This is a genomic window from Frigoribacterium sp. Leaf44, from assembly GCF_001421865.1.
Lineage (GTDB): Bacteria > Actinomycetota > Actinomycetes > Actinomycetales > Microbacteriaceae > Frigoribacterium.
In genome coordinates this window covers 32,241-34,371 of sequence record NZ_LMLG01000004.1, presented here as the reverse complement: position 1 = coordinate 34,371, position 2,131 = coordinate 32,241, and the positions used below count along the sequence as shown (strand labels likewise).

At 68.1% G+C, this 2,131-nt stretch carries 2 protein-coding genes; one reads left to right on the top strand and one right to left on the bottom strand.

The features are described from left to right. Positions 1 to 44: 44 nt before the first annotated feature. A complete protein-coding gene (locus ASE87_RS06410; protein WP_056226970.1) occupies positions 45 to 671 on the bottom strand; it encodes a DsbA family protein in 627 nt (208 codons plus the stop codon). A gap of 91 nt (positions 672 to 762) precedes the next feature. Here ASE87_RS06410 and pepN point away from each other — a divergent pair. Continuing rightward, on the top strand, positions 763 to 2,131 hold a 1,369-nt coding region (gene pepN / locus ASE87_RS16650; protein ID WP_235472226.1), incomplete at its 3' end, for an aminopeptidase N.

The following is a 2,131-nucleotide window of genomic DNA, read 5'->3' as shown; positions in this document are numbered from 1 at the left end:
GCCTCCTCGTGGCCCGTCGTCGGGGCCCGAGGAGGCGCGGGTCCTCAGTCGAAGATCGGCCCGACCGTGCGAGAGCGCTTGATCTCGAAGAACCCCGGGTACGACGCCACGGCGACGACGCCGTCCCAGAGGCGCACGGCCTCGTCGCCCTTCGGCGCGGGCGAGATGACGGGGCCGAAGAAGGCCACGCCGTCGACGGCGATGACGGGGGTGCCGACGTCCTGACCGACGCGGCCGATGCCGTCGAAGTGGCTGGCGCGCATCTGCTCGTCGAACTCGTCACCGTCGGCGTACCGCGCGAACTCGGCGGGCAGTCCGACCTCGGCCACGGCACCGGCGATGACGACGTCGCCGTCCTTCTCGCCCTCGTGGTGGATGCGGGTGCCCAGGGCGTCGTAGAGGGGCTTGACGATCTCCTGACCGTGGAGCTCTCCCGCCGCCGTGACGAGACGCGTGTAGCGCAGCATGCGGGCGAAGTTCGCCTTGTACTCGTCGCTGACGTCGTTCTCCTCGTTGAGCACCGCGAGGCTCATGACGTGGAAGGTGACGTCGAGGTCGCGGTGCTTCGCGACCTCGTCGACCCAACGACTGGTCATCCAGGCCCAGGGGCACGAGGGGTCGAACCAGAAGTCGACGACGGTGTGGGGCGCGGGGACGGGGGTGTCGGTCATGCCCTCAGTCAACACCCCGGTGTCGTACAGCCGGTCTAGGCTCTCAGCGGACCACGAGTCCCCCCTCACCCCCCAGACGGATGGAGCCAGCGTGCCCGGAGAGAACCTCACCCGCGTCGAGGCGCAAGAGCGCAAGAGCGTCGTCGACGTCCAGTCGTACGAGATCGCCCTCGACCTGACCCGTGGCGACGAGGTGTTCGGCAGCTCGACCACCGTGCGCTTCACCGCCACCCCCGGCGCGTCGACGTTCATCGACGCGCTCACCCGCACCGTGCACTCGGTGACCCTCAACGGCACCGCGCTCGACGTCGACGCGGTCTCCGACGGCGTCCGCATCCAGCTCGCCGAGCTGGCCGCCGACAACGTGCTCGAGGTCGTCGCCGACGCCGAGTACACCAACACCGGCGAGGGCCTGCACCGCTTCGTCGACCCGGTCGACGGCGAGGTCTACCTCTACTCGCAGTTCGAGGTGCCCGACAGCCGCCGCGTCTTCGCGGTCTTCGAGCAGCCCGACCTCAAGGCGACGTTCCAGTTCACGGTCACCGCGCCCGCACGCTGGCAGGTCGTCAGCAACCAGACCACCCCCGACCCCGTCGTCGACGGCGAGACCGGCACCTGGACGTTCTCGCCCACGCCCGTGCTCTCGAGCTACGTCACGGCGATCATCGCCGGCCCGTACGACGTCGTCCGCAGCGACCTCACCAGCTCCGACGGCCGCACGATCCCGCTCGGCATCTTCACGCGTCGCTCGCTCACGGAGTACCTCGACGCCGACTACATCTTCGAGAAGACCCGTCAGGGCTTCGCCTACTACGAGGACAAGTTCGACTACGCGTACCCCTTCGAGAAGTACGACCAGCTCTTCGTGCCCGAGTTCAACGCCGGCGCCATGGAGAACGCGGGTGCCGTCACCTTCGTCGAGACCTACGTCTTCCGCAGCAAGGTGACCGACGCCATCAAGGAACGCCGCGTCGTCACGATCCTGCACGAGCTCGCCCACATGTGGTTCGGCGACCTCGTCACGATGAAGTGGTGGAACGACCTCTGGCTGAACGAGTCGTTCGCCGAGTGGGCCTCGACCATCTCGACCGCCGAGGCGACCGAGTGGACCGAGGCCTGGACCACCTTCCAGGCGATGGAGAAGAGCTGGGCCTACCGCCAGGACCAGCTGCCCTCGACCCACCCCGTCGTGGCCACGATCACCGACCTCGAAGACGTCCAGGTCAACTTCGACGGCATCACCTACGCCAAGGGCGGGTCGGTGCTGAAGCAGCTCGTCGCCTGGGTGGGCATCGACGCCTTCTACGCCGGCGTCGCCGCGTACTTCAAGAAGCACCACCACTCCAACACCGAGCTGGGTGACCTGCTCGTCGAGCTCGAGGCGACCTCGGGCCGTGAGCTGACCAGCTGGTCGAAGCTCTGGCTCGAGACCGCGGGCGTCAACACGCTGCGTCCCGAGC